Origin of the sequence: Kitasatospora sp. NBC_01287, assembly GCF_026340565.1 — a bacterium.
Taxonomy (GTDB): domain Bacteria; phylum Actinomycetota; class Actinomycetes; order Streptomycetales; family Streptomycetaceae; genus Kitasatospora.
On record NZ_JAPEPB010000001.1, the window covers coordinates 7,474,981 to 7,496,350 of the forward strand.

Sequence of the window (21,370 nt, forward strand, 5' to 3'; positions counted from 1 at the left end):
TGGTGAGTCGGGTGACTGACTCAGAGGATTCCGGCCGCCGGGCCGGTGGAGCAGCGGTGCCGTGAGGCGGGCCGCGAGGCGGGCGGCTTCGGGTGGCTCGCGAGGCCTGCCATGATCGGTGCATGGTCGAACGAGTCATCGCAGCCTGTGACGGAGCTGCCAAGGGAAATCCGGGTCCGGCGGCCTGGGCCTATGTGATCGCGGACAGTGAGGGTGTGCCGCAGCGCTGGCAGGCCGGTCCGCTCGGGCACAACACGAACAACGTCGGCGAGCTGACGGCGCTGGAGCGGCTGCTGGCCGCGACCGACCCGGGCGCGGCGCTGGAGGTGCGACTCGACAGCACCTACACCCGCGACGCGGCCACCAAGTGGCTGGCGGGCTGGAAGCGCAACGGCTGGAAGACCGCCGCCGGCAAGCCGGTGGCCAACCGCGAGCTGATCCAGCGCATCGACGCACTCCTGGAGGGTCGCGACGTCACCTTCGTCTACGTCCCCGCCCACCAGGTGAACGGCGACCCGCTGAACGCGATCGCCGACCAGGCCGCGAGCGATGCCGCCCGCACCCAGCAGGGCGCGGGCGGCACCGCGGCCGACCTCCCGGTGCCGGAGCAGGGCGCCACCGCCGCGCCGCGCACCCGTCGTCCAGCCGCCGCGTCGGCCTCGTCGGCCTCGTCGGCCTCGTCCGCGTCCGCCTCGTCCGGGTCCGCCTCGTCCGCGAAGCCGCGGAGTTCCTCGGGCGGCTCGCGCACCCTGGCCGCGCGGTTCCCCGGCACCTGCCCCTGCACCCGCCCCTACGCGAAGGGCGACACGATCACCAAGGTGGGCCAGAGCTGGGGACATCCGCAGTGCGCGGCCACCCAGCCCTGAGTGTCTGATCCACACCGCCGGCCGTCGACGCTGACCGGTACGACGGGTACCCGGTCCGCTGTCGCGGCGCCCGACGCACTCCGTACCCCGTACCCCGTACCCCGTACCCCGTACTCAAGGAGGGACCCATGGCGTCCACCGGCTCCACCGCGCTGCTCCGGATGATCCTGCGGCAGGCCGACGCGCTGGAACGCGTCGCCGAGTTCGACCTGTCCGGCCAGGCCGCGACGCTGGCGCAGGCGCGCCGGGTCCTGGTCCTCGGCACCGGGACCAGCCAGCACGCGGCCGAACTCGGCTCGATGATGCTTGAGCAGGCCGGGCTCGACGCCCGCCCCGTTTCGGCCGTGCAGTGGTCCCGTTGGGGCACCGGGCCGCGCCCCGGTGACGCGCTCGTCGTGATCACCCACACGGCGGAGACCGCCTACGCCGTGCGCGCCCGCGCCGCCGCGCGGCAGGCGGGGATCCCCTTCGTCTCGATCACCGGCCAGGGACGCGGCTGGCCCGAGGCCGTCGAGACCGTCGCACCCGAGGAGTCCGAGACCTACACCGTCAGCTACACCGCCACGCTGGGCGTGCTGGCGCTGCTTGCGCACCGTCTCGGCTGGGCCGGGGGCAGCCCCGCCGAACTGCTGCGCGCCGCGGACCAGGTCCGCGCGGTCCGCACCGCCGCCGAGGCGGACCGCACCCCGGTGCCCGCGCGCAGCCTGGCCATCATCGGCTGCGGACCGTGGGGGGTCACCGCCCGCGAGGGTGCGCTCAAGATCCGGGAGGCCGCCCGGATGCTCTGCGAGGGTTTCGACTCCGACCGGTTCCTGCACGGGTCCGCCGTGCCCTACACCGCCGCTGACGGTCTGCTCGTCCTTGAACCCGACGCCGACGTGGACGGCCTCACCGCCGCTCTCGGCGCAGCCGCACAGCGGGAGGGGATCCCCACCACCACCTTCCAGGCCCCGCGTCAGGACGGCGTCCCGCTCCACCCGCTGCTCGCCCAGATCCCCATGACGGTGCGCCTCCAGCTGCTGGCCGAGCGCTACGCCCAGTTGCGGGGACAGGACCCGGACCTCGCGATCACCGGCGCCTGGGCCCAGACCAGCCTGTGGCAGATCGGTCTCCCCTCCGAACCCGCCGCCTGAGACCGACCGATCGACCGGCTGCCGCGCCGCCCCCGCGGCACGTCGCGAGCGGCGGCACCGTGCTGGCCGGACGTCCGTCGCTGCAGGAGGGGGCCACGTGCAGCCCGATCCAGTGCTCGGGCGTCCGGCTCACGTACACGTTGGCGTACACGGGGGCCGCGGCCGCGGTCTTGCCGAACAACGTGTTCAGCGCCGTGGCCGTGGCCGTGGCACTCGCCTCGAAGCCCCGGAGGGGACCGCCCTGAGCGGCGGAACGTTCCGCGAGTTCGACCAGAACGGCACGGAGCACCCGCACGGGCCGGTCGCCTTCTCCGTCCGGACCCCGGGCGTAGCCCCCGTCCCGATCGCCGACCCGGCCATCGCCGGCATCGCCGCGCTCGCCCTCGGCGGCGGAGCCCTCCTCCACCTCCTCCTCCACCACCGCCGCCGTCGCCATAGCGCAACAGGCATGAGGCACGCGCAGAGCCGACAGGGCCGTTCCGCTCGTCGCAACGTCCCTGTCCTGTCCGCTGTGAAGCAGAAGGACCGTGGTCCCGGGTAGTTGTGTCATCCGTCTACCACGACGGCGTGTCATTGAGTGGCGTCCCGGTGACCGCCTCGCGGTGCTGGTGAGGATCCAGGTGAGAACCTTGACCCTCCGAGTTGGTCTATGCCAATCTCTCAGCAGGTCTGGACCAAGTCCCGCATGAGGGCTTCGCGCGCAGACCTGAAGGGACTAACGGGGAGTGTCAAGTTCCATGAGCAGGGCCGCTATTGGCGACCCCGCGAGACGTTCGTCCGGGTACACAGTACACGGACTTCTTGAGTACAGATCTGCCGCTCAGCCGGATCAGGTGGCGATAGCGACCGACGACGGGCGGGCGCTGACCTTCGGCGGCTGGCAGGCCGGGGCAATCGCGACCGCCGCCGCGCTGGTCCGCCGCGCGGTCCGCCCGGGGGACCGGGTCGGGCTGCTCTTCGGGCTGCGCGACTGGCCCGAATTCGCCGTCGCCTACTGCGCGGTGACGATGGCCGGCGCGGTCGCCGTACCGGTCTCGGACCGGCAGCCGGCCGAGGCGGTGCGCCATGTGCTCGAACACTGCGGGGCCGTCGCCCTGGTCACCGGCCCCGCGCCGGCTGCTCCGGCCGGTCCCTGGTGGACCGCCGAGGCCGCCGAGCTGGCGGCCGAACCACCCGGCGATCCGGCCGAGTTGCCAACGGTCGGCGCGGCCGATCCGGCCCAGCTGCTGTACACCTCGGGAACCACCGGCCGTCCCAAGGGAGTGCTCGCCGCCCACGCCAACATCACCCATGGCACCCGGCCCACCGCCAAGCACCGTCCGCTGGCGCACTCGAAGGAGTTCGTACACTCCTTCGCGGTCGGCACCAACGCCGGACAGACCATGCTGGTCAACGCGCTGGACGCGCACGCGGCCGCCCTGGTGGCCACCCGCTTCACCCCCGGCCGGTTCGCCCGGCTGATCGAACAGCGCTCGGTGGGCAGCGTGTTCGTGGTCCCCGCGATGGCCGCCGAACTGCTGCACGCGGGCGTGCAGCACCGGTACGACCTCTCCTCGGTGCGCCTGCTCGGTTCCACCGCGGCGGCCCTGCCGCCCAGTGTGGCGACCGCGCTGACCGCGGCCTTCCCGCGCGCCACCGTGGTCAACTACTACACCTCCACCGAGGCCGCGCCCGCGCAGACCGCGATGGTCCACGACCCCGAGCGCCCCACCGCGCTCGGCCGCGCGGCACAGGGCGCCGTCATGGTGGCCGGCCCGGACGGCCGGCCGCTGCCCACCGGGGAGACCGGGGACGTGCACCTGCGTTCGCCCGGTTCGCAGCGCTCCTACTACCGCGACGCCGAGGCGAGCGCGGGCGTGTTCCGCACCGGCTGGGTGCGGATGGGGGACGTCGGCTACCTGGACGCGGACGGCTACCTGCACCTGGTGGACCGCGAGTCGGACGTCATCAAGTCCGGCGCCCACAAGGTCTCCACCCTCCAGGTGGAGGCGGCCGCGCTGGAGCACCCGGCGGTCGCCGAGGTGGCGGTGGTGGGCGTGCCGCACCCGGTGCTCGGGATGACCGTGGGCGCGGCGGTGGTGCCGGTGGCCGACGCCGGGTTCGACCCGGCCGCACTGCGGGCCTTCCTGGCCGGGCGGTTGGCCGCGCACGAGATCCCGGCCCGGATCGTCACCCTCGACGCGCTGCCGCGCAACGAGGGCGGCAAACCGCTCAAGCGGGCGGTCCGCGACCTGATCGCCCCGCCGGACCCCGCCGCCGCGCCCCCGCAACCCGCACCCCCTCGAACTCCGAAGTGAGCAACTGATGACCAGTCAGAGCAGCAAGCGGGCCGCCGACCGGCCCTCGATCCCGGCCGGTGCGGCTCAGCAGGGCGTCTGGCTGACCGAGCGGCTCGGTGCCGCCCGGGAGAGCTACCACCTGCCGCTGCGGATCAGCTTCCGGCGGGTCGACCCGGATGCGCTGGCCCGCGCCTGCGCCGCCGTGCTGGCCCGCCACCCCGCGCTCACCGCCGTTCTCGCCGAGCGGGACGGCACGCTCTACCTGGAGCAGTCCGCCCTGCCCGCCGAGCCGGCCACGGTGGAGGCCGGCACGGACAGCCCGGCCGAACTGGCCAAGCGGATCGAGGAGGAGACCGCCCGGCCGTTCGCGCTGGACCGCGGCCCGCTGGCCCGCTTCACCCTCTACCGGGGTGCCGAGGGGCGGGCGGAACTGCTGGTGGTCGCGCACCACGTGGTCTTCGACGGCATCTCCAAGTCCGTCCTGGTCGCGGACCTCGCCGCCGCGTACAACGCCTTCGCGGCGGGCGGCACGGTCGACCGGGAGCCCGTGACGACCGTGCCCGTGGCGCCGGCCGAGGAACTGGTGCGCGAGGCGGCCCGGTGGTTCGCGCCGCGCTGGACCGACGCGGCGCAGGTCGTCCTGCCGGGTGTCGCCCGCGCCGCGCAGGGGGCCGGGTCCGGTCAGACGGTCAGCCGCGAGGTGGACCCGGCGGCGCTCGCCGCGGCCGCGGCGAGCGCCGGGGTGACCAGCTTCGAGTTCCTGCTCACCGCCGTGCACGCGGTGCTCGGCCGGTACGGCAACGCCGAGGCGCCGGTGGCCCTCTCGCTCTCCACCCGGGGCCCGGAGCAGGCCGCCGCGATCGGCCTGTTCGTCAACGAACTCCCGCACCACGCACCGCCGGTGACCGATCAGCGGACCACCTTCGCCCAGTACGCGGCCGAGGTCCGCGGCGGGCTGCGCGAGCTGTACCGGTTCCGCACCGTGCCGTTCGGCGAGGCCGTCGGCGGGCTGAGCCCGCGGGTCGGGCTGACCCAGGTCTCGGTCGGCTACCGCCGGCGCGGTGCCGAACCGGTCTTCGAGGGCGCGGACGCCCGGGTGGACTGGATGGTCTTCAACCGGACCGCTCGCAACACCCTGCACATCCAGGTAGTGGACGCCCCCGACAGCTGCACGGTGGCCCTGCAGTTCGACCCACGGGTGCTGGCCCCCGATGTGGCCCGGCGGATCTCCGCCCAGCTGGGCACCCTGCTGGACGCGGCCGTGGCCGCCCCCGAGACGCCGCTCGGGTCGCTGCCGCTGCTGGACGCGGCCGAGCTGCGCACCGTCACCGAGACCTGGAACGCCACCGCGCGGGCCTACCCGGCCGACCGAACGCTGCTCGCCCTCTTCGAGGAGCACGCCGCCCGCACGCCCGGCGCGGTCGCGGTGAGCGCGCTGGACGGCGATCTGACGTACGCCCAACTGAGCAACCGGTCGACCGAGTTGGCCGCCGCCCTGGCCGCCCGCGGGATCGGCCGCGGCGCCCTGGTGGCGCTCTACCTGGACCGCACCTCGGAGCTGCTGGTGGCGCTGCTGGGCGTGCTCAAGTCCGGCGCGGCCTACCTGCCGCTGGACCCGGGCTACCCCGAGGACCGGCTCTCCTTCATCCTGGCCGACTCCGGGGCCGCGTTGCTGCTGGCCAACCGTGAGCCGTCCCCCGAGGTGGCCGCGGCCGCCCCGGCCGTCCTGCGACTGGCCGAGGCGGTGGCGCGGGCCGCCGAACCGCCCGCGCCGCTGCCCGGCGACCTGGCCTACGTGCTCTACACCTCGGGGTCCACCGGCCGTCCCAAGGGCGTCGAGGTCGGCCACCGGGCGCTGGTCAACCTGCTCAGCTCATTCGGCGACCGGCTCGGCAGCGGCGCCCAGGACGTCTGGCTGGGCCTGACCTCGCTCTCCTTCGACATCAGCGGCCTGGAGCTGTTCCTGCCGCTGATCACCGGCGGCCGGCTGGTCCTGGCACCGGACGGACTGGCGGTGGACGGGCCCGGACTGCTGGCGCTGATCCAGCGCGAGGGCGTCACCCACGTCCAGGCCACCCCCTCCGGCTGGCGGGTCCTGCTCACCGCCGACCTGCCGGCGACCGAGCTGACCGCGCTGGTCGGCGGCGAGGCGCTGCCGCTGCCGCTGGCCGCCCGGCTGCGCTCCCGGGTGGGCCGGCTGCTCAACGTGTACGGACCCACCGAGACGACCATCTGGTCCACCTGCGCGGAGGTCCCGCTCGATCCCGCCTCGGTCGGCATCGGGCGGCCGATCGCCAACACCCGTGCCTACGTGCTCGACGAGCAGGGCCGTCCGCTGCCGATCGGCATACCCGGCGAGCTTCACCTCGGCGGCGACGGCGTGGCCCGCGGCTACCTGGGCCGCCCCGAGCTGACCGCCGAGCGGTTCATCCAGGACCCCTTCGGCCAGGGCCGTCTCTACCGCACCGGGGACCTGGCCGCCTGGAACGCCGACGGCGAACTCGACTTCCTGGGAAGGCTCGACAACCAGGTCAAGATCCGCGGCCACCGGATCGAACCGGGCGAGATCGAGGCCCGGCTGCTGGAGCACCCGGAGCTCGCCGAGGCCGCCGTCACCGTCGACCAGGACGGCTCCGGCGAACCCCGCCTGGTCGGCTACCTGGTCACCCGCGGCGGCCCCGCGCCCTCCGGCGCCCAGCTGCGCGAGCACCTGCTGCGCACGCTGCCGGGCGCGATGGTCCCGCAGCTGTTCGTCCCGCTGGCGGCCATGCCGCTGACACCGAACGGCAAGCTCGACCGCAAGGCGCTGCCCGCACCCCCCGAGGCCGCCCCGGCCGAGCCGAGGCAGCCGGTGGCCGGTGCCGTGGCGGACCCGGTGCACGAGGCGCTCCGCGCGATCTGGTCCGAGGTGCTCGGCATCCCCGACATCGGCATCGACGAGGACCTCTTCGACCTCGGCGCGCACTCGCTGATGATCATTCAGATCAGCGCCCGGATCCGCAAGGTGCTCGGCGTGGAGCTGGACTTCGACGTCTTCTTCGACACCTCCACCGTGGCCGGCATCGCCGAGGCCGTCAAGGAGCTGCAGTGAGCGAGAACCTGGAGCCGGCCGCGGTCTCCGTCGAACTGCTCTCGGTGCTGGCCGAGTTGGTCTCCACCGCGACGGACGATGAGCTCACCGGGAGCGAGCTGCTGGCGGCGGCCGGCACGCCGTTCGTGGTGCTCGGCGTCGGCTCGCTGGCCCAGCTGCGACTGCTGGACGCCGTCGAGGAGCGGTTCGGGGTCTTCCTCGACCTCGACGGTCCGGCCGAGTTCCTGAACAGCCTGGACGGCCTCGCCGAGCACCTGGTCACGGAGCACGGCGTCACCCCGTAGTACCACCCACCCCACCCCACCCCACCCCACCCCGATCCGGCCCGGGCCGGCGTGCCGGGCCGCCGTGCCCCGGCGGCCCCGCCCGATCCTTCGCACCGCCCACCCGCGCGTCGCCGATCCCGAGGACTTCGATGAGTGAGACCCAGGTACCTCAGGCAGGATGGTCCGACGCCAAGCGGGCCCTGCTGGCCCAGCGGCTGCGCGGCGGCCGGGGCCCGACCAGGGTGGTCCAACGCCGCCCGGCGGGCACCTCGCCGCCGCTCTCCAGCGGCCAGGAGCGCCTCTGGTTCATGGAGCAGTTCGCCCCGGGCGGCTCCGCCTACGCGCTCAGCCCCACCCGGCGGCTGCGCGGCCCGCTCGACCGCCCGGCGATGGACGACGCGCTGACCGCGCTGACCGCTCGGCACGAGAGCCTGCGGATGGCCTTCCCGACCACCGAGGAGGGCATCGCCGAGGTCACCGTCGCCGAGCCCGGCCCGGTCGCCGCCCGCTTCGTCGACCTCGCGGGGGAGGCCGAACCCGAGCGCCGCGCGGCCGAGCTGGTCCGCGAGGCGGCGGCCGAGCCGTTCGACCTGGCCCGCGGCCCGTTGCTGCGCGCCCTGCTGTTGCGGCTCGGGCCGGACGACCACGTGCTCACCCTGACGCTGCACCACATCGTCTGCGACGGCTGGTCGGTCGACCTGCTCAACCGCGAACTGGACGCGCTGTACGCGGAGTCGGCGCACGGCAGGCCGGCCGCACTGGCCGAGCCGGAGGTGCGGTTCGGCGACTACGCGGCCTGGCAGCGCGGCCGGCTGGAAGACGGCTCGCTGGCCGCCGACCGCGAGTACTGGCGGACCGAACTGGCCGACGTCCCCACGCTCGACCTGCCCACCGACCGGCCGCGCCCGCCCGTCCTCACCTTCGAGGGCGCCGCACACGGCTTCCACTGGGACGGCGCGCTGGCGGAGCGGATCGGCACGCTCTCCCGGGCCTACGGCGCCTCGCGCTACATGGTGCTGCTCGCCGCCTTCCAGGCCCTGCTGGCCCGGCACGGCGGGCAGCGCGACTTCGCGATCGGCTCCCCGGTGGCCGGCCGGATCCACCGTGAACTCGAAGGCGTGGTGGGCTCGTTCGTCAACATGCTGCCGATCCGGGCCCGGCTGGAACCGGAGTTGACGTTCGGGCAGCTGATCAGTCGGGTGCGCGAGCGGACGCTGGACGCCTACGCGCACCAGGAGGTCCCGTTCGAGCAGATGGTCGCCGACCTCACCGTCGAGCGCGACGTCAGCCGCTCCGCGGTCTTCCAGGCCACCTTCGCCTTCCAGAACTACGGCGACCGCGCCGCCCGGCCCGCCTCCTCCGGCCTGGACGCCGAGGGCTTCGGCTTCGAGGGCACCAGCACCCACTTCGACCTCGCGCTGTACATGGACGAGCGCCCGGACGGGCTCGGCGGCCTCTTCACCTACCGGACCGATCTCTTCGATCCGGCCACCGTCGAGCGCCTCGCCGAGCGCTTCGAACTGCTGGTCACCGCCGCCGTCGCGGACCCGGACCAGTTGGTCTGCCGGCTCCCGGTGCTCACCGCGGCCGAGCGCACGGCCGTCCTGGCCGACTGGGCGATCGGCCCCGAACTGCCGGCCGAGGGCCCGGCCACCCTCACCGCGCTGATCGCCGCCACCGTCGCCGCGACCCCCGACGCACCCGCGCTGGTCTTCGAGGACGAGGTGCTGAGCTACCGCGAACTGGACCGGCGGGCGAACCGGCTGGCCCGCCGGCTCAGGGAGTCGGGCGTGCGGCCGGACGACCGGGTGGCGATCTGCCTGGAGCAGTCCCCGGAGCTGGCGGTCGGCCTGCTGGCCGCGCTCAAGGCAGGCGCCGGCTACCTGCCGATGGACCCCGAGCAGCCCCCGGCTCGGCTCGGCTACCTGCTGGCCGACGCGGGCGCCGCCGTGCTGGTCACCGACACCGAACTGCGGGCCCGCTTCACCGACTTCGCCGGCCCCGAGATCCTGCTCGACACCGAGCCGGCGCAGGGCGACGACACGCCGCCGGACGAGGTCAGCGGCCCCGAGCACCTCGCCTACGTGATCTACACCTCCGGCTCCACCGGGCAGCCCAAGGGCGTCGAGGTCCAGCACCGGCAGATCCTCAACTACCTGGCCGGGGCCCGTGAGCGGCTGCGGATCGAACCGGGCGCGAGCTACGGCCTGCTGCAGTCGCTCTCCTTCGACTTCAGCATCACCATGCTCTACCTGGCCTTCGCCACCGGCGGCCGGGTGCACCTGCTGCCGCGGCGGATCGCCGGCCTGGAACTGGCCGAGCAGATCGAGCGGTTGGGCATCGACTACCTGAAGATGACGCCCTCGCACCTGGCCGCGCTGGCCGCCGACGTGCCGGTGGAGCGACTGCTGCCCGCCAAGGCGCTGGTGCTCGGCGGCGAGGCCTCCTCCTACGCCTGGGCGCGTGAACTCGCCGCGTACGGCCGCTGCTCGGTCTTCAACCACTACGGCCCGACCGAGGCCACCGTCGGCATCACCGTGCACGAGGTCCGGCCCGAGGCGCCGGAGGGTGACGGCCACGGCAGCACCCCGATCGGCCGCCCGCTGGCCGGTGCCCGCTGCTACGTGCTGGACGCCGGGCGCCGGCCCGTCCCGCCCGGGGTGCCGGGTGAGTTGTACCTGGGTGGCGACCGACTGGCGCGCGGCTACCTGGGCCGCCCCGAGCTGACCGCCGAGCGCTTCGTCGAGGACCCGTACGGCGAGGGCCGGCTCTACCGCACCGGCGACCTGGTGCGCTGGCGGGCGGACGGCACGCTGGACTTCCTGGGCCGCTCCGACCACCAGATCAAGGTGCGCGGCTACCGGGTCGAGCCCGGCGAGATCGAGGCGGCGCTGGCCGCGCTGCCCGGGGTCACCCAGGCGGTGGTGCTGGCCCGCGGCGAGGGCGTCCGGCAGAACCTGGTCGCCTACCTCGAACGCCCGGGCCACAGCGAGCCGTTGGTCGCCGCCGAGCTGCGGGCGAAGCTGCTCGACCTGCTGCCGGACTACATGATCCCGGCCCGCTACGTCTCGCTGGAGCGGTTCCCGCTCCAGGCACACGGCAAGGTGGACCGCAAGGCGCTGCCGGCGCCCGAGGACGGACCGGCCACCGGCTACCGGCCCCCGGACACGCCCGAGGAGGAGCTGATCGCCGCGATGTGGGCCGATCTGCTCGACCTACCCCGGGTCGGCGCGCTGGACGACTTCTTCGAACTGGGCGGTCACTCGCTGCTGGCCACCCAGGTGGTCGCCGGACTGCGCCGGGCCTACCCCGAACTGCCCACGCCGGTCAGCGTGATGGACCTCTTCCAGTACTCCACGGTGCGCACCCTGGCGGCCCTGGTCGCCTCCCCGGACGCGGATCGTGGCCCGCGCAAGCTGCTGCACCGCCTCACCCCGAAGCGCCCGGTCACCGCGAGCGTCGTCTGCGCCCCGTACGGCGGCGGCAGCGCGCTGATCTACAAGCCGCTCGCCGACGAGCTGCCCGAGGACTGGGCACTGCACTCGCTCGCCGTCCCCGGCCACGAACTGGGCGAGGAGGAGCGGCCGTTCGAGGAGGTCGCGGCCGAGTGCACGCAGGAGATCCTGGACGACGTCGAGGGCGCCGTGGTGCTCTACGGCCACTGCGGGGTCGGCGTGATGCTCTGCGTGGAGATCGCCCGACGGCTGGAGGCGGCCGGCCGCGAGGTGGCGGCCGTGCACATGGGCGGGATCTTCCCGTTCGCCCGTCCCAAGGGCCGCGGCGCCCGGTTCTCGGCGAAGGTCGCCCGGCTGACCGAGCGGTTGCGCAGCGACCAGGGCATGATCAACGGCCTGACGGCCGCCGGTCTCGACGTGGACGAGGTGGACCCGGAGCAGCTGAAGCTGATCGTGCGGAACCGCCGCTCCGGCACCCGGCAGGCCGAGCGCTACTTCGGCGAGCTCTACGAGAGCGGGAGCGGGAGCGCGGGTGGGACCGGGAGCGGGAACGGGAACGAGGGCGACGGCGAGGGCCGGGTCGCCGGCATCAAGGCGCCGGTGATCTCGGTGATCGGCGACCGCGACCCGGCCACCGAGTTCTACCAGGAGCGGTTCCGCGAGTGGCACCGGATCACCGACACCGCCGCCGTGGTGGTGCTGGACGAGGCCGGGCACTTCTTCCTCAAGTACCGCGCCGCCGAACTCGCCACCATCCTGACCAACGTGCACCTCGCCGTCGAGGAGGGCACCGAGGACCGCCACCGCCGTCGCGAGGGCTCCACCTGGTGGCTGGAGGACGTCTCCCGCGACCGCGCGGCCGTCCCCGGGCAGGGCAGCGAGGTGCGGCCCAGCATGGGCCGGTTCCTCACCGTGGCGGCCGGCCAGCAGATCTCGATGATCGGCTCCGCGCTGACCGAGTTCGCCCTGCCGATCTGGATCTACCTGCACACCGGCTCGCTCGCCCAGTTCGGCCTGATGGCCGTCTGCGCCCTGGTGCCGGGCATCCTGGCGGCCCCGCTGGCCGGCGCCGTGGTGGACCGCGGCGACCGGCGCCGGATCATGCTCTACGGCGATCTCGCGGCGGGCGCCACCCAGGCGGTGATGTTCACCCTCGCGTTCACCCGGAGCCTCCAGGTCTGGCACGTCTACCCGTTGATCGCGGCGCTCTCGCTGGCGCTCACCTTCCAGCGCTTCGCCTGGGGCTCGGCGGTGCCGCAGCTGGTGCCCAAGCGCTACCTCGGCCGCGCCAACGGCGTGGTGCAGATGGCCTTCGGCTTCGCCCAGTTCCTGGTCCCGCTCTTCGCGGTCGGCCTGCTGGCAGCGGTCGGCCTGCGCGGCATCCTCGCCTTCGACGTCACCAGCTACCTCTGCGCGGTGGGTGTGGTCGCCTTCGTCAGGTTCCCGCGGACGATGGCCTGGCGGCGGCGCGAGTCGGTGGCCGCCGAGATCCGGGCGGGGTTCCACCGCTCGCTCGGCAGCCGCCAGTTCCGCGCGATGCTGGTCTTCTTCGCGGTGCTCAACGTCTTCCTGTCGCCGCTCTTCCTGCTGACCACCCCGCTGGTGCTCTCCTTCGACAAGCTCGCCGCCACCGGCTGGGTGGCGATGGGCGGCGGGCTCGGCGCCACCGTCGGCGGGTTGACCCTGCTGGTCTGGGGCGGTCCGCGCCGTCACCGGCTGCGCGGGGTCCTGCTGGCCACCCTGGCGCTGGCCTGCGCCGCGGCGCTGACCGGTCTGCGCGCCTCGCTGCCGGTGGTCGCGTTCGGCGCCTTCGGGATGGCCGCCGGCCTCGCGCTGGTGAACGGCATCTACGCGACGATCATCCAGACCAAGATCCCGCAGCGTTTCCACGGCCGGGTGATCGCCGTCAACACGATGGTCGCCTGGTCGACCCTGCCGATCGGCTTCGCGGTGGTGGCCCCCTTCGGGCCGAAGCTGCTGCAGCCGCTGGTGGAGCGCCACGGCGCGCTGGCCGGCACCGTCGGCCGGGTGATCGGCACCGGCGCCGGCCGCGGCATCGGGCTGCTCTACCTCTGCTTCGGCCTGGCCATGGCGCTGCTGGCGCTGGTCTGCCTGCGCGTCCCGGTGCTGGCCCGGTTCGACCGCGAGGTGCCGGACGCGCCCGCCGATGACCTGGTGGGCCTGGAGACCCTGAACGCCCGCTCCACCCGAGAGGTGCCCGATGACCAGCGGTGACGCGATCCGCAGCTACCCCCTGACGGCGGATCAGCGCCGCCTGTGGTTCCTCCAGCAGCTGAGCCGGCGGGACGCCAGCTACAACATGTACATGGGCCGGCGCTGGCACGGCCCGCTCTCGCTGCCGGCGCTGAGCGCCGCGCTGAACCGGCTGGTCGCCCGGCACGAGGTGCTCCGCACCCGGTTCGACCTGGTGGACGAGCAGCCGCTGCAACTGGTCGACCCGCCCTACCAGCCGGTGGTCGAGCTGGTCGAGCTGGCGGTCGAGCCGGGGGCGGGAGCGCGGGAGATCGATCGCCGGATCACCGAGGCGGTCGCCGAGCGGATCAACGCGCCCTTCGACCTGGCCACCGGGCCGCTGCTGCGACCCACCGTGTTCCGGGTCGGGCCCGACGACCACGCGTTCAGCATGGGCATCCACCACATCGTCTCGGACGGCTGGTCGGCCGGTCTGATGTGGGCCGAGCTGCTCACCCTGTACCGCGCCGAGCTGGGCGAGGACGTCGCCGAACCGCCCGCTCCGGAGCTCCAGTTCGGTGAGTTCGCGGTGGCCGAGGAGAAGCGGCTGAGCGGGCCGGCGGGGGAGTCGGACTTCGTCTACTGGAGCGAGAAGCTGGCCGGGCTGCCCCCGCTGCTGCTGCCCACCGACCGGCCGAGACCCAAGCGGCCCGCCCACGAGGGCGAGTTCAGCCTGGCCGTGCTGGACGCCGAACTGACCAGCGGTGTCGAGCGCCTGGCCCGTGAGCAGCGCTGCACCCCGTTCATGGTGCTGCTGGCCGCCTACCAGATCCTGCTCTCCCGCTGGTCGGGCCAGCAGGACTTCGGGGTCGGCACCCCGGTGGCCGGCCGCAACGAGGTCGAGTACGAGTCGATGCTCGGCTACTTCAGCAAGACCGTGGTGATCCGCGCCGACCTGGAGGGCGACCCCGACTTCCGGACGGTGCTGCGCCGGGTCCGCTCGGCCGTGATGGGCGCCTTCGGGCACCAGGACGTCCCGTTGGAGCGGCTGATGAACGCGCTGGGCATCGCCCGCGAGCGCAACCGGCCGCCGCTCTTCCAGACCCTCTTCGTGCTGCAGAGCCAGGACCAGATGGGCGGCAAGGGCGAGGGAGGGACCCCCGATGGTGTCGTCCTCGGACAGCTGGACGCCGGCTACGCGCAGGCCAAGTTCGATGTCCTGCTGGACGTCTGGCGCGACGGCGAGGAACTGGTCGCCTCCTTCTGCTTCGACCGCGCGCTCTTCGACCGGCGCACCGTCGAGGCGGTGGCGGAGCAGTACCGCTCCCTGCTCGCGACCGTGGTGGCCGACCCGCTGACCCCGGTGCGGGGCGACTGGCTGGTCGGCGCCGAGGAGCGCGAGCGGCTGCTCGCGCTGGGCAGCGGGCCCGAGCTGCCCGAGCGGGTCGCCACCGTGCTGGAGCGGTTCGCCACCTCGGTGGCCGCCCAGCCGGACGCCGTGGCACTGGAGTTCGACGGTGAGACGCTCTCGTACGCGGAGCTGGACCGGCGTTCCGCGCTGCTCGCCGAGCGGCTGGGGGAGCGGGCCGGCCAGGTGCTGGCGGTCCGGATCGACCCCTCCTTCGAGCTGGTCACCGCCCTGCTGGCGGTCTGGAAGGCGGGCGCGGCCTACCTCCCGCTGGACGCCTCCTACCCGGCGGAGCGGCTGCGCCTCATGCTCCGGGACAGCGCGGCCACCCTGCTGCTGAGCACCTCGGAGGACGGCGAACTCGACGTCCCCGTACTGCTGGTGCCGCGCGGCCGGCCTGAGGGCGAGCCGGCCGTGCCGCCCGCCGTCGACCCCTCCGCGCCCGCCTACCTGCTCTACACCTCGGGATCCACCGGCCGGCCCAAGGGCGTACTGGTGGACCACGCGGCGCTGGCCGCCCGGGTGCACTGGATGGCCGGCGACGGCTACCGGCTCCGGGAGACCGACCGGGTCGCGCAGTTCGCCTCGATCGGCTTCGACACCCACGCCGAGGAGATCTGGCCGGCGCTCTCGGCCGGCGCGCGTTGCGTGCTGCTGCCGGGCGGCGGCCGGACGCTGCCGGACTTCCTGCGCACGTCGGCCGGCGCCGAGCTCACCGTGCTCGACCTGCCCACCGCCTACTGGCACGAACTGGTCGACCTGGGCGAGGCGGTGAGCTGGCCGGCCGCGCTGCGACTGGTGATCCTCGGCGGTTCCGAGGCGCGCGCCCAGTCCGTCGCCGCCTGGCGGGTGCGGCACGGCGACCGGGTGCGCCTGGTCAACACCTACGGTCCGACCGAGGCCACCGTGATCGCCACCTCCGCCGAGCTGGGCGCGGCGGACACCGAGGGCCGGCCCCCGCTCGGCCGCCCGCTGCCGGGGGTGCGCGCCTACGTGCTGGACGAGCGGCAGCGCCTGCTGCCGGCCGGCGCGGTGGGTGAACTGGCGCTCGGCGGAGCCGGTCTGGCGATCGGCTACCTGGGACGTCCGGAGCTGACGGCCGATCAGTTCGGCTCGGACCCGTTCGCCCGGCCGGGGACCCGGATGTACCGCACCGGCGACCGGGCGCGCTGGCGCAGCGATGGCCAACTGGAGTTCCTCGGCCGCTCCGACGACCAGGTGAAGATCCGCGGCTACCGGATCGAGCTCGCCGAGATCGAGACCGCCCTGACCGACCACCCGGCGGTGGCCCGGGCGGCGGCGCTGGTCGGCGACGGCGGCCGGCTACTGGCCTACGTGGTCCCGCGGGCGGGCGTCGACGCCCGGCCGCCGGAGCTGCGCGACCACCTGGCCGACCGGCTGCCGGCCTTCATGGTCCCGGCCGGCATCGCCCTGGTGGGCACCCTGCCGCTGACCCCCAACGGCAAGCTCGACCTGGCCGCCCTGCCGCGGATCGACCCGGCGGCGCGGCTGGTCCGCGCGTACCTGGCTCCGCGTACGGACGCCGAGACGCTGATCGCCGAACTGTGGCAGGAGGTACTCGGGGTGGAGAAGGCCGGCGCGCTCGACGACTTCTTCGAGCTCGGCGGCGACTCGCTGCTGGTGACCCGGGTCGCCGCCCGGATCCGCTCGACGGCCGGGCTGGACGTCCAGGTCCGCGACGTCTTCGAGAACCCGACGCTGGCCTCACTGGCCGCGCTGGTCGAGGAGTTGCTGATCGCCGAGATCGACGCGCTCAGTGAGGACGAGGTCGAGAGCCGGCTGGACTGAGCCGCCGCGCTGCTCCTGACCGGCATCCGCCGGCCCGGAGCAGCGCGGCACTAGCCTTCGGCCGCCACCGTGGCCGCCACTGTGGGCGCCACCGCCGCCACCACCCGCGCCTGCACCGCGCGCAGGAAGGGCTCGACCTGCCGGGCGGGGAAGAGCCGGGTGTCCACCAGCAACGAGGCGGTCGTACTGCCCCCGGCGGTGGCCAGACCGAAGAAGAACGCGGAGTCCTGCCTGGCCCAGCGCGAGCGCCAGCGGAAGGCGCCGTCCGGCAGGCCCGCCGGCTCCGCCCCGTCCAGGGCCGGGTCGGGGCCCTCCCGGTGGTCGTTGAAGTAGGAGGTGAGGTCGATCGGTTCGCCGCGCCGCTTCTCGGCTGCCGCGATGGCCCGCTCCATCGCGTCGGCGTCGTAGTGCCCGTGCCGTGAGGTCTTCAACTGGGCCCGCCAGGCCTGCCCGACGAGTTCGTCGAAGTCTCCCGAGGTGCCCAGTACGACCAGGCCGTTCTGCGGGAAGGCGCCGACCGCCTGCTGCTGCTCGCGGCTCGCCCGGTTGCCCAGGATCACCTTCAGCCCGACTGCCTGACGGCCGGTCAGCAGGCCGAGTTCGACGCCGACGGCGGCCAGCACCACCGCGCTGGCGGAGGAGCCCAGCCGGCGTGCGGCCAGCCGGCTCGCCAGGTCCAGGCGGGGGCAGTCCAGGATCCCCTCCCACCACCGCTCGGACTCACCGGGCCCGGTCGGGTCCGGCCACAACGAGGCCGGCACGGAGTCGAGTTGGCGACTCCACAGAGCGATCGCAGCCTCGCTGCGGGTGTGCGCCACCGCGCTCGCCTCATAGGCGGCCTGCTCCAGCGGCTGGCGTCCTGGTACCCGCGGCGGCAGGACCTGCGGCGCCCGGCGCCGCTGGACGAGCAGTCGCCGTAGGTCGTCCAGGACGACCCGGGCGCCGGTGGCGTCGGCGGCGATGTGCGCGAGGGTCAGGGCGGCCCCGGTCACCTGCCCGGCCACCAGGACGGCGGTGATCCGCAGCGGCGGCTGCTGGGCCAGCAGGTCGAAGCGCAGCGCCTTGTCCTGTTCCAGTGCCCCGGCCAGCGCGGCCGTGGCGGTCTGCGACTCCGCGTGCACCAGACGGACGGCCAAGGTGCCGCTGCCCAGCAGGTGTTGGGTGAGCCCGCTGTCCCCGTCCGCGGTGTAGCAGGTGCGCAGTGACTCGTGCCGCTCCAGCAGCGCGCCGACCGCCTGCGCGAACTCGGCCGGGGCGGTGGGGTGTCGCAGCGGCAGGAGTAGCCCGATATTGAAGAAATGGTCGTCCGGGGCGTACCAGGAGATCGGTTTCCAGATCGTCCGTTGTCCCCATGTGGCCGGGCCGGAGCCGGTTCTGAGCCCGTCGAAGTTCACCGTCAGCTGCTTGTCGTGCTGCACGACGCGCCCCCGTTCGAGAATTGGCGTAGACCATTGTGCGTTCCGGGGTCGAGTCCCGCAACCGCGTCCGGGGGTTGTCTCCGCAGCGTTCGCAGCGTTCGCAGCGGGAGTCGCTGGCGCGGGCCTGGCTCCGTCGCCGGAGGCGTGATCAGCGCGGATGGCGGTTGGTGGCATGGTGATGGGGCACGACGACATGGGGTGGCGTGTCCTGGGCGTGCGGGGGAGCCCGCGCGGAGAGGGCCGCTGGCTCCGTTCTCAGCGGGTGGCCGCGAGGGTGTCGAGGAGGCGGGTGAGGGAGGTGCCGAGGCCCCAGCGCTCGGCCAGGTCTTCGAGGGTCATGGGGTCGAGGGGTTCGCGGGGGAGGGCGGGGTCGAAGTCGGGGAGGGCGATGTCGGTGGCGACGCGGACGACGGTGGGGGCGACGTCGAGGTAGGCGGCGCCTTCGAGGATGTTCTTGCGGCGGGCGGGGGTGAGCTTGGAGAGGGGGTCGGCGGCGGCTGCGCGGATGCCGGCCAGGTCGCCGTACTCGCGGATGAGTTGGGCGGCGGTCTTCTCGCCGATGCCCTTCACACCGGGCAGGCCGTCGCTGGGGTCGCCGCGCAGGGCGGCCATGTCGGCGTACTCGGTGCCGGTGACGCCGTACTTCTCGCGCAGCGCGGCCTCGTCGATGATCTGGGCGTTGCCGACGCCCTTGATCGGGTAGATCACCTGGACGCCGCGGGCGTCGTCGACGAGCTGGAAGAGGTCTCTGTCGCCTGTCACGATCAGGACGCGCGCGGGTTGGTAATCTGCAGTCTCCCGGTCACCGGTGACGATCCGCACCGGGCCGCCCGCCCGGGTGGCCAGGGTGCCGATCACGTCGTCCGCCTCGTAGCCGGGGACGCCGACCCGGGCGATGCCGAGCGCGTCCAGCACCTGCTCGATGATCGGGACCTGGGGGGAGAGGGTGTCCGGGATCTCCTCGGTGCCCTCCACCCCCGCGGGTTGCTCGGGGGCCAGCCGGTGGGTCTTGTACGTCGGGATCAGGTCGACCCGCCACTGCGGGCGCCAGTCGGCGTCCATGCAGGCGACCAGCTGCTCCGGGTGGTGGTCCTGGACGAGGCGGGTGATGAAGTCCAGCAGCCCACGGACGGCGTTCACCGGAGCGCCGTCCGGGGACTTCACGGACTCGGGCACGCCGAAGTACGCCCGGAAGTAGAGGCTGGCGGTGTCGAGCAGCATCAGGGTCACGCCCCGATCATCCCGCACCGGACCGACAGGCAGCCGCAGCGACGGCCCGGCGGCAGGTCACTCGGGCAGCCGCACCCCCGCGCCGGAGACCCGCACCCGCGGGTCGCCCGCCCGCAGCTCCACACTGAGCAGGCCGGGGCTGCCCAGGTCCGCGCCCTGGTGCAGGGTCAGCTCGGCGGTCTCGCCGACCTCGCCCAGCTCGCGCAGGTAGGCGCCGAAGGCGGCCGCGGCCGCGCCGGTCGCCGGGTCCTCCACCACGCCGCCGACCGGGAACGGGTCGCGGACGTGGAAGACGGTGGCCGACTCGCGCCAGACCAGCTGCAGGGTGATCAGCTCGCGCTCCGTCATGAAGGCGGCGAGCCCGTCGAAGTCGTAGGACAGCTCGGCCAGCCGCTCCCGGCTGCGCGCGGCCAGCACCAGGTGGCGGGCACCCGCGTAGGCGACGCGGGGCGGCAGCGTCGGGTCCAGCTCGTCCGCCTGCCAGCCGAGCAGGGCGAGCGCCTGGGCCACGTCGGCCTCCCCGATCTCCAGCACGTGGGGCTCCACGCTGGTCAGGGTGGCCCGCAGCACTCCGTCCCCGTCGGCGGCGACGACCACCGGCACGGTGCCCGCCCCGGTCTCGAAGACCAATTCACCCGGACCCGTCGCGTCGGCCACCGCCACGGCGGCGGCGATGGTGGCGTGGCCGCAGAACGGCACCTCCAGGGTCGGCGCGAAGTAGCGCACCCGGTAGGTCCGCTCCCCGGCGGACGGGTCGGCGATCAGGAAGGCGGTTTCCGAGTAGCCCAGCTCGGCGGCGATGGCCAGCATCCGCTGGTCCGTCAGGCCGGTGGCGTCCGGCACCACGCCCGCCTTGTTGCCGCCGGCGGGGTCGGTGGTGAACGCGGCGTACCGCAGCACAGTTGTCATGATCGGCCGAACGCTCCGGCTTCGAAGATCGTTCCGCGGGTCGGGATGCCGCCCGGGACGCGGGCAGGGCGGCGGGCGGCCCGGCTCAGTGCGAGTGCGGACCGGCGCGGTGCACCGGGCCGTGCGAGTCGGCGCAGTGCTCGCCGGCCAGTGCCTGGGCGGCGTCGGTGATCTGCAGCAGTTCCTGGTCCTCGTCCTCGCCGAGGTGGTCCACCTGGAGGGTGGCGTGGGTGATCCGGTAGTCCTCGCGCAGCCGGCGCTGCAGGTCGCGGCGGATCGCGTGGCAGTCGCCGCCGGAGGAGACCAGGATGTGCGCGGAGAGCGCGGGCTGCCCGGAGGTGATCTCCCAGACGTGCAGGTCGTGGATCTCCTCCACCAGCGGGGTGTCGACCAAGCGATCGGCCAGCGCGTCCGGGTCGATCCCGGCGGGGGCGGCCTCCAGGAAGATCCGCCCGGAGTCCCGCACCAGGCCGAAGCCCGCGCGCAGCATCAGCGCCACCACGATCAGCGAGGCGATCGCGTCGGCCCGGTTGAACCCGGTGGTCAGCATGATCGCGCCGGCCACGGCGGTGGCGATGAATGCGTAGAGGTCGGTGAGCACGTGCTGGAAGGCGCCCTCGACGTTGAGCGAGCTGCGGTTGGCCTTGGACATGCACCAGGCCGCGCCGATGTTGACCACGATGCCGACCAGCGCGGTGACCAGCACCAGGCCGCCCTCGACCGTCGGCGGTGAGATCAGCCGGGTGATCGCCTCATAACCCAGCCAGGCCGACAGGACCAGCAGGGTGACGCCGTTCGCCTGGGCGGAGAGGATTTCGGCGCGCTTGAGGCCGTAGGTGAAGCCGCCGCGGGCCGGCCGGGCGGAGAGCCGCATGGCGATCAGGGCGAGCACGATCGAAGCCGCGTCGGTGAGCATGTGCGCGGCGTCCGAGATCAGCGCCAGTGAGCCGGCGGCGAATCCGACCACCACCTCGGCCGCCATGAAGACCACGATCAGCGCGAGCGCGCTGGTCAGCCAGCGCCGGTCGGCGTCGGCGGCCACACCGTGCGAGTGGCCGTGCCCGCCGTGCCCGCCGTGTCCGCCGTGCCCGTCGTGCCCGCCATGCCCGCCGTGGTCGTGATCGTGGTCACTGTGCGCACGGTCCTCGTGGTCCCGGTCGTCGTCGTGCGCGTGCGGGTGCTGGTGGTCGTGCTGACCGGCCATCGCGGTGGTCTCCTGAACGCCGGGTGTGGTCAAGGACGGGTGCCCTGCAGGGAAGTGAACCGCATATCGGACGAAGATCCAAAGGCTGCAGTGGTGACCGTTGTCGTTC

Annotated in this window: 11 protein-coding genes; 7 read left to right on the forward strand and 4 right to left on the reverse strand. The window is 73.8% G+C overall.

Annotation, left to right across the window (positions count from 1 at the left end):
* Positions 1-122 precede the first annotated feature (122 nt).
* From OG455_RS32620 to OG455_RS32650, 7 genes are all read left to right on the forward strand, one after another.
* On the forward strand, positions 123-866 hold the full coding sequence (locus OG455_RS32620; protein ID WP_266299882.1) for a ribonuclease H: 744 nt from the start codon (positions 123-125) through the stop codon (positions 864-866).
* Between the two features lie 128 nt (positions 867-994).
* Positions 995-1,999: an SIS domain-containing protein gene (locus tag OG455_RS32625; protein ID WP_266299883.1), complete on the forward strand. Its 1,005-nt coding sequence runs from the start codon at positions 995-997 to the stop codon at positions 1,997-1,999.
* A 737-nt stretch (positions 2,000-2,736) separates the two neighbouring features.
* The gene (locus OG455_RS32630; protein WP_266299884.1) at positions 2,737-4,296 is read left to right on the forward strand and encodes a class I adenylate-forming enzyme family protein; all 1,560 of its coding nucleotides are present in this window, start codon (positions 2,737-2,739) and stop codon (positions 4,294-4,296) included.
* A 7-nt stretch (positions 4,297-4,303) separates the two neighbouring features.
* The gene (locus OG455_RS32635) at positions 4,304-7,369 is read left to right on the forward strand and encodes an amino acid adenylation domain-containing protein (protein ID WP_266299885.1); all 3,066 of its coding nucleotides are present in this window, start codon (positions 4,304-4,306) and stop codon (positions 7,367-7,369) included.
* Positions 7,366-7,653 (forward strand): phosphopantetheine-binding protein, encoded by a 288-nt coding sequence (locus OG455_RS32640; RefSeq protein ID WP_266299886.1) that lies wholly within the window; start codon positions 7,366-7,368, stop codon positions 7,651-7,653. Before OG455_RS32635 ends, OG455_RS32640 begins: the two co-directional genes overlap by 4 nt.
* Positions 7,654-7,784: 131 nt before the next feature.
* Entirely contained in the window at positions 7,785-13,325 is a 5,541-nt protein-coding gene (locus OG455_RS32645; protein ID WP_266299887.1) for a non-ribosomal peptide synthetase, read from the forward strand.
* Complete coding sequence (locus OG455_RS32650; RefSeq protein ID WP_266299888.1) at positions 13,312-16,500, forward strand: amino acid adenylation domain-containing protein; 3,189 nt, start codon at positions 13,312-13,314, stop codon at positions 16,498-16,500. The genes OG455_RS32645 and OG455_RS32650 overlap by 14 nt, the downstream gene beginning before the upstream one ends.
* Positions 16,501-16,550: 50 nt before the next feature.
* Here the strand turns inward: OG455_RS32650 and OG455_RS32655 are convergent, their stop codons facing one another.
* The 4 genes from OG455_RS32655 to OG455_RS32670 all read right to left on the reverse strand — a co-directional run bounded on the left by OG455_RS32655 (position 16,551) and on the right by OG455_RS32670 (position 21,261).
* On the reverse strand, positions 16,551-17,918 hold the full coding sequence (locus OG455_RS32655) for a condensation domain-containing protein (protein ID WP_266299889.1): 1,368 nt from the start codon (positions 17,916-17,918) through the stop codon (positions 16,551-16,553).
* Between the two features lie 255 nt (positions 17,919-18,173).
* Positions 18,174-19,139, reverse strand: a complete 966-nt coding sequence (locus OG455_RS32660; RefSeq protein ID WP_266301043.1) for a 5'-3' exonuclease H3TH domain-containing protein — start codon at positions 19,137-19,139, stop codon at positions 18,174-18,176.
* 66 nt (positions 19,140-19,205) lie between these two features.
* Positions 19,206-20,057 (reverse strand): PhzF family phenazine biosynthesis protein, encoded by an 852-nt coding sequence (locus tag OG455_RS32665; RefSeq protein ID WP_266299890.1) that lies wholly within the window; start codon positions 20,055-20,057, stop codon positions 19,206-19,208.
* Between the two features lie 85 nt (positions 20,058-20,142).
* Entirely contained in the window at positions 20,143-21,261 is a 1,119-nt protein-coding gene (locus OG455_RS32670) for a cation diffusion facilitator family transporter (protein ID WP_266299891.1), read from the reverse strand.
* Positions 21,262-21,370: the final 109 nt, after the last annotated feature.

Coding starts and splice junctions, on each gene's coding strand:
- OG455_RS32620 (WP_266299882.1), top strand. CDS start 123: ATGGTCGAACGAGTCATCGCAGCCTGTGACGGAGCTGCCAAGGGAAAT.
- OG455_RS32625 (WP_266299883.1), top strand. CDS start 995: ATGGCGTCCACCGGCTCCACCGCGCTGCTCCGGATGATCCTGCGGCAG.
- OG455_RS32630 (WP_266299884.1), top strand. CDS start 2,737: ATGAGCAGGGCCGCTATTGGCGACCCCGCGAGACGTTCGTCCGGGTAC.
- OG455_RS32635 (WP_266299885.1), top strand. CDS start 4,304: ATGACCAGTCAGAGCAGCAAGCGGGCCGCCGACCGGCCCTCGATCCCG.
- OG455_RS32645 (WP_266299887.1), top strand. CDS start 7,785: ATGAGTGAGACCCAGGTACCTCAGGCAGGATGGTCCGACGCCAAGCGG.
- OG455_RS32650 (WP_266299888.1), top strand. CDS start 13,312: ATGACCAGCGGTGACGCGATCCGCAGCTACCCCCTGACGGCGGATCAG.
- OG455_RS32660 (WP_266301043.1), bottom strand. CDS start 19,139: ATGCTGCTCGACACCGCCAGCCTCTACTTCCGGGCGTACTTCGGCGTG.
- OG455_RS32665 (WP_266299890.1), bottom strand. CDS start 20,057: ATGACAACTGTGCTGCGGTACGCCGCGTTCACCACCGACCCCGCCGGC.
- OG455_RS32670 (WP_266299891.1), bottom strand. CDS start 21,261: ATGGCCGGTCAGCACGACCACCAGCACCCGCACGCGCACGACGACGAC.